This window comes from Streptomyces sp. NPDC050625, assembly GCF_040654755.1.
In the GTDB taxonomy this organism is placed as follows: domain Bacteria; phylum Actinomycetota; class Actinomycetes; order Streptomycetales; family Streptomycetaceae; genus Streptomyces.
This window is the reverse complement of record NZ_JBFAIQ010000090.1, coordinates 1-5,761: the sequence shown is the minus strand read 5'-3', so window position 1 is coordinate 5,761 and position 5,761 is coordinate 1. Positions and strand designations below refer to the sequence as shown.

General features: G+C 70.9%; 6 protein-coding genes. 3 read left to right on the top strand and 3 right to left on the bottom strand.

Annotation, left to right across the window (positions count from 1 at the left end; genetic code table 11):
* The first annotated feature begins 32 nt into the window (after positions 1-32).
* Both AB0I54_RS47800 and AB0I54_RS47795 read left to right on the top strand, forming a co-directional pair.
* A complete protein-coding gene (locus tag AB0I54_RS47800) occupies positions 33-1,238 on the top strand; it encodes an alpha-D-ribose 1-methylphosphonate 5-triphosphate diphosphatase (protein WP_363302697.1) in 1,206 nt (401 codons plus the stop codon).
* 8 nt (positions 1,239-1,246) lie between these two features.
* Entirely contained in the window at positions 1,247-2,119 is an 873-nt protein-coding gene (locus tag AB0I54_RS47795; protein ID WP_363302696.1) for an inositol monophosphatase family protein, read from the top strand.
* 73 nt (positions 2,120-2,192) lie between these two features.
* Here the strand turns inward: AB0I54_RS47795 and AB0I54_RS47790 are convergent, their stop codons facing one another.
* The 3 genes from AB0I54_RS47790 to AB0I54_RS47780 form a co-directional block, all read right to left on the bottom strand.
* Positions 2,193-2,654 carry a reverse transcriptase domain-containing protein gene (locus AB0I54_RS47790; RefSeq protein ID WP_363302695.1) on the bottom strand — a complete coding sequence of 154 codons (462 nt, stop codon included), beginning with the start codon at positions 2,652-2,654 and terminating at the stop codon, positions 2,193-2,195.
* 186 nt (positions 2,655-2,840) lie between these two features.
* Positions 2,841-3,119 (bottom strand): hypothetical protein, encoded by a 279-nt coding sequence (locus tag AB0I54_RS47785; protein ID WP_363302694.1) that lies wholly within the window; start codon positions 3,117-3,119, stop codon positions 2,841-2,843.
* A 169-nt stretch (positions 3,120-3,288) separates the two neighbouring features.
* Complete coding sequence (locus AB0I54_RS47780) at positions 3,289-3,648, bottom strand: hypothetical protein (protein WP_363302693.1); 360 nt, start codon at positions 3,646-3,648, stop codon at positions 3,289-3,291.
* Between the two features lie 122 nt (positions 3,649-3,770).
* Between AB0I54_RS47780 and AB0I54_RS47775 the strand changes: the two genes are divergently transcribed.
* Positions 3,771-5,681: a helix-turn-helix domain-containing protein gene (locus AB0I54_RS47775; protein ID WP_363302692.1), complete on the top strand. Its 1,911-nt coding sequence runs from the start codon at positions 3,771-3,773 to the stop codon at positions 5,679-5,681.
* Positions 5,682-5,761: the final 80 nt, after the last annotated feature.

The following is a 5,761-nucleotide window of genomic DNA, read 5'->3' as shown; positions in this document are numbered from 1 at the left end:
CCCTGGGCGGGCCCCCCACGCCCCCAAATTCTTTGCCCCCGCCGGGGGGGGGGCCCCCCCCCGGGGTCCCCGCCGCCGCTGGTCGGGTCGCCCCGCCCGGCCGGATCGCCGAGGTCACGCGGGCCGAACCGGGACGCGTGCCCGCCGGGGCCCGTGATCTGCGCGGCGCGCTCCTGCTGCCCGGCATCGTCGACACCCACAGCGACGCTCTGGAGAAGGAGCAACGCCCGCGCCCCACCGTCGAGTTCACGCCAGAATTCGCGGTCGCCAGCTTCGAGGGCAGGGTCCGCGCCGCCGGTGTCACCACCATGTACCACGCGGTCAGCTACCAGACCCATGTCCTCAAGGACCGCAGCATCGACCGCTCCCTCGCCCTTGCGGCCGCGGTACGGGAACGCGTGGCCGCCGGAGTCGGCCTGGTCGACCACCGGCTGCTGCACCGCCTCGACGCCCGCGAGGCCAAGGCCCTCGAGGTCCTCAAGGGCGTCCTGGACTCCCTGCCCGACACCGGCGTCGCGCCCCTGGTCTCCTACGAGGACCACACCCCGGGTCAGGGCCAGTACCGCGACCTTGACTCCTTCCGGCGCATGATCCAGCAGCAGGAGCAGATCGGCGAGGCCGAGGCCGAGGAGTTCGTCCAGCGGCGCATCGCCGCCCGCGCCGACGGCATCCCTCAGCGCGCCGTCGCCCTCGCCTACCTCAGCGAGCAGGCAAAGTCCGGGCGCATCCGCCTCCTCGCCCACGACGTCGAGTCCGCCCCCGAACTCGCCCAGGTCCGCGAGGCCGGCGCCGCCGTCGCCGAGTTCCCGACCACCGTCGAGGCCGCGCGCGCCGCGAAGGAGGCCGGCATGCCCGTCGTCGCCGGAGCCCCCAACGTCCTGCGCGGCGGCTCGCACAGCGGCAACGTCAGCGCCGAGGCGCTCATCGCCGCCGGACTCGTCGACAACCTCTCCAGCGACTACATGCCGACGACGCTGCTCGCCGCCGCCGTACGGCTCGCCGAGCGTGGCGTCGTACCGCTGCACACCGCCGTGTCCCTGATCACCGTGGGTGCCGCGCGCACCGCGGGGCTCGAGGACAGAGGTGCCCTCGTCCCCGGGATGCGCGCCGACCTCACCGTGGTCACCGCGCACGCGGGACAGAACACCGTACGCATGACGCTCCTCGCGGAGGAGTTTCTCGACCACGGCGAGGCCCCGGTCTCCGTGGCCGGCCTGCTCAGCGCGACGGGAAGGTGAGACGAGCCATGACCGACACCACAGCCACGACAGCCATGAACGACGCCATCGGCGGCATCGGAGGCGTTCCGGAGACAGCTCACCCGGCGCTCGTCGCGGCCGCCAAGGGCGCCGCCGAGGCCTACCGAGCGGCGCGCGCCGCGCACGACCGGCAGACGCTCGCCGAGACCGTCGAGATGGGTGCCGACGGCACCCCGACCATGCGCATCGACCGGATCGTCGAGGACGCCGTGATCGACGCGCTCGCCAAGCACCCCGTCAACATCCTGTCCGAGGAGAGTGGCTGGATCGACAAGGCGAGCGCCTACTCCCTGGTCATCGACCCGCTCGACGGCTCGGCCAATGGTGCCGCGGGTGTCCCGCTGACCGCCTTCGCCGGGGCCGTCGCGATCGACGGCGAGTTCACCGAGTCGCTCACCGTGTGGCTCGACACCGGGCGCGTCTGGTGGGCGCACCGCGACACGCCGACGCCGTACCGCACCTCCGGCCGTACCACGCTGGACGGCGCGGCCCTGTCGATGCTGCGTCCGCACACCGCCAAGCCCGGCCCCGCCGCTGCCTGGTGGGCGGCGGCCTCGCGTGCCGCCCGTGTGCGCATCCTCTCGACGACCTGCCTGGAGGCTGCGCTTGTCGCTGAGGGCGCCATCGACGCCTTCGCCGACGCCTGCTCCGACACCCACCGCCTCGTCGACCTGGCCGCCGCGCAGGTCATGGTGGTGAGGGCGGGTGGAGCCGTCCGCGATGTGCACGGGAGGGGCATCGTCCTCGACACGGACCTTACCCGCCGCTGGTCGGGCGTCGTCGCGGCGACCTCCGAACTCGCCAACGAACTTTCCGAGGTGCTGGCGGACGCTCGAAAGGGTGCGCGTCAGGCGGACTGACCGGCGCCCGACCGGCCGCCCCGGCGTGGTCACGTCGCGATGTCCGGGTACGGGAATGAGAAGCGGGCTAGCCTCAATACCGGGACTCTGTTGGTGATCTTGAAATAGCCGATCCCTGGGAAGTTCCACGAACCCGCTGCTGCACCGTTCCGTCCTGCTTTGCCAGCGGGGCCACAAGCCACCGGTTGACGTAGAGCAGGACCCACTTCCCGTCCTCATGGGTATGCCGCCCGACGGCCTTGAGCATCAGCTCATGGTCCACGCTGTCGAAGAACGCCCGGATGTCGAGATCAACCACCCAGTCGTTGCGCCGACAGCGCCGCCGGCACTGCTCCACCGCATCCAACGCCGACCGCCCCGGCCGGTAACCGTAGGAGTCTGGATGGAACACAGGCTCCACCCGCCGCAACCGTCCGCGCTGATCGAGGTGATCCGCTCCCGCTGCGCGTCCGGCCGCCGGCCGCAGCCGCACGCCTGCGTCCAGCCCAGTACCGGGTGCGGCGTGCAGGGCGATGGCCTCGCCGGAGGCGTGCACCAGGTGGCGGACGATCGGCAGACCGAGACCGAGCCCCAGCGCGAGGGCATCGACCTCCTGCTTCGTGGCCAGCGCACTTCGCCTTTCGGGCGCTGGTCACCCCACGCCGACCCGGTGACCGTCTCGCGTTCGCGGTCACCGGGTCGGCACTTCTTTCAGGTCCTAGTTCCCACACTGAAATTTTCCTCAGAAGTCCCTGAACGGGCTGAGGCACACAAGGTGGCCGGGGACGATCGTCTTGACGATCACCACACGACGGTCATCAAACCGGATAATCCGGATCACCACGTGGCGGTGCACGAAGAAGCAGAACCGGTGGTGCCGGTGCAGCCGGAAGTGGTGGATGTGGTTCCGGTCACCGAACCCGTGGCCTGGCCGGACGTCGCCGAACCCGAACCTGTTGTCTTGGCCGTGGCCGACCCGCCCCCCGTTGTCGGATCCCGAAGCCGTTCCGGGCTGCGGCATGGTGCTGGTGGTGGGCGGAGTAGGGCTGGGCTGCGGCATGGTGCTGGTGGTCGGCGGAGTCGGGCTGGGCTGCGGATCTGCCATAGCGGGCGCCGCCCCCGTGAAGGCCACCCCGACTGCCAAGAGGGGGATGATCGTGGCTGTTGAGAGACTCATGGTACGTGACCTCCTAAGCAGGTTTGCCCCACGTGTCGTCTATGTGTACGTATCTGACGTCCTCAGAGATTGCGTCCCGGGCGACGTAGGGGGAGGGGGTTGAGAGCGGACAGCGCAAGATGCCTCTGTCGCGATTTCTGTTTGCGCCGTGAGGCGCTGTTGGTTCGAGTGGAGGTGGAAGACCTGCACCAACCCGCCGTCGCAGCAGTGGGGTTGAAGCTGAGGGCAGCCTGATCCGGGTGATGACGGTGAGGGCGAGAGCGGCGGGGTACGTGGCACCGTCCATGCGGGCGAGCTTGCCAGCGCCGGCGGCGACCAGCAGCGCGACGACGATTACGAGTGCGGTGGCGAGGAGGACGACGGCGACGGTCACGGCAGACTCCCGTTACATGATGGGGTGTTGACGTGGACGATGCTCGTGGAAGTGGTGTTCGTCGGGGTTCGCCGGGACGAAGATGAACACCGGCGAACACACCACGGCCCGGAGGCGAGCACGTGCGCGACGAGCAGAGCGGCCACAGTCCGGCACTCATCGAACTGCGCCGGAGACTGGCTGAAGGGCTGGCCCGTATGCGGCTGAACAAGACGGATCTGGCCGGCCGGGCGGGGCTGGGGCGTACGACCGTGTCGCAGGCCTTCCAGACCGACGGGCCGATCCCCTCGGCGCAGACCGTGGTGGCGCTGGCCCGCGCGCTGAAGCTGCCGGTCGAGGAGTTACTGGCGCTGCAACGGGATGCGGCGGGGCGTGGGGGTGGGGGGAGTGGTGAACGGCGGGGGCCCGGCAGGCTGATCGGGGAGTGGAAGCCGCACGATCTGGAGGTCCATCCGGCCGGGCACAGCAAAGTCGTTGACGACTCGGATGCGCCCGGGACACGGGCGCTGCCCGGATACGTGCGACGCGACCATGACCGGGTGCTGGCCGAGGCGGTGAGCGATGTGGCGGCCGGCCGCAGCCGGATCGTGGTCCTGGTGGGCAGCTCGTCGACCGGGAAGACCCGGGCGTGCTGGGAAGCTGTCCAGCCGCTCGCACAGAAGAGATGGCGTCTGTGGCATCCCTTCGACCCGACCCGTGCCGAGGCCGCCCTGGAGGATCTGCACCGTGTCCAGCCGCGGACCGTGGTGTGGCTGAACGAGGCCCAGCACTACCTCGGGAACCGGTCGGCCGGTGAGCGGATCGCGGCGGCCGTGCATCACCTGCTGGTCAGCCCGGAGCGCGGGCCGGTCCTCGTGCTGGGCACGCTCTGGCCCGAATACGCCCACCAGTACATGACCCTGCCCGCCCCGGGCGGGGAGGATCCACACAGCCGGGTACGGGAACTCCTCTCCGGACGCACTGTGACCATCCCGCATTCCTTCGACGCCCCGGCTCTGGCCGCGGCGGCCGCCCTCGCCGAGGGCGGTGACCGACTGCTGGCCGACGCCCTCACCCGCGCCCACACCGACGGACGGGTCACCCAGGACCTGGCCGGTGCCCCCGAACTTCTCACCCGCTACCAGCATGCAAGCCCCCCGGCCAAAGCGCTGCTGGAAGCGGCGATGGACGCACGCCGCCTCGGCGTCGGCCTCCATCTTCCGCAGGCCTTCCTTACCGACGCCGCCCCCGACTACCTCAGCCAGACCGAATACGACGAGCTCACCGACGACTGGGCCGAAGCCGCCTTCGCCGAACTCGCCGAGCCTGTCCACGGCAAGCAAGCCCCCCTGCGTCGTACCACGCCCCGGCCCCCACGACGCCCATCCACCCCCTCGCCAGCTGCGGCCTCGCCGGCCGCGGGGACGACGGGGCCGGTGTACCGGCTCGCCGACTACCTCGAACAACACGGCCGCACCACCCGCACACACCTGTGCCCGCCCTCCTCCTTCTGGTACGCCGCCCACGCCCACCTCACCCACCCCGACGAACTAAACAACCTCACCCTGGCAGCCGAAGCCCGGCACCGCCTGCAGTGGGCCCGCCACCTCCGACACCGCGCCGCGGAGTACGGCAACACCGATGCCCTGGTCCGCCTGGCCGTGAGCAGGGAAGAGGCCGGGGACCAGCAGGTCGCCGAAATCCTGGCCCAAGAGGCCGCCGAGCACAGCAACACCCGCGCCCTTGTTCACTTGGCCGAGCGGCGTGAGAGGACCGGGGACCGTCCGGGCGCCGAGACCCTGGCCCGGCAGGCCGCCGAGCACGGCAACACCGACGCCCTGTACCGCCTAGCCGTGAGCCGGGAAGAGGCCGGGGACCGGCAGAGCGCCGAAACCCTCTACTGGCAGGCCGTCCACCACGGCGACACCGAAGCCCTAGTCCGCCTGGCCGAGATCCGGGAGGCGGCGGGGGACCGTCAGAGCGCCGAAACCATGGCCCGGCAGGCCACCGAGCACGGCAACACCCGCGCCCTGTACCGGCTAGGGCCCTTCTGATGGCTCTTGCTTGAGTGGGTGGATCAGCGCTCGGGTTGGGCAGGAGCGTCTTATGGTGCGGCGGCATGAACTGACGGACG

Bases quoted from the DNA above. Each gene is read 5' to 3' on its own strand.
- AB0I54_RS47795 (WP_363302696.1), top strand. From the start codon at position 1,247: ATGACCGACACCACAGCCACGACAGCCATGAACGACGCCATCGGCGGC.
- AB0I54_RS47785 (WP_363302694.1), bottom strand. From the start codon at position 3,119: ATGCCGCAGCCCGGAACGGCTTCGGGATCCGACAACGGGGGGCGGGTC.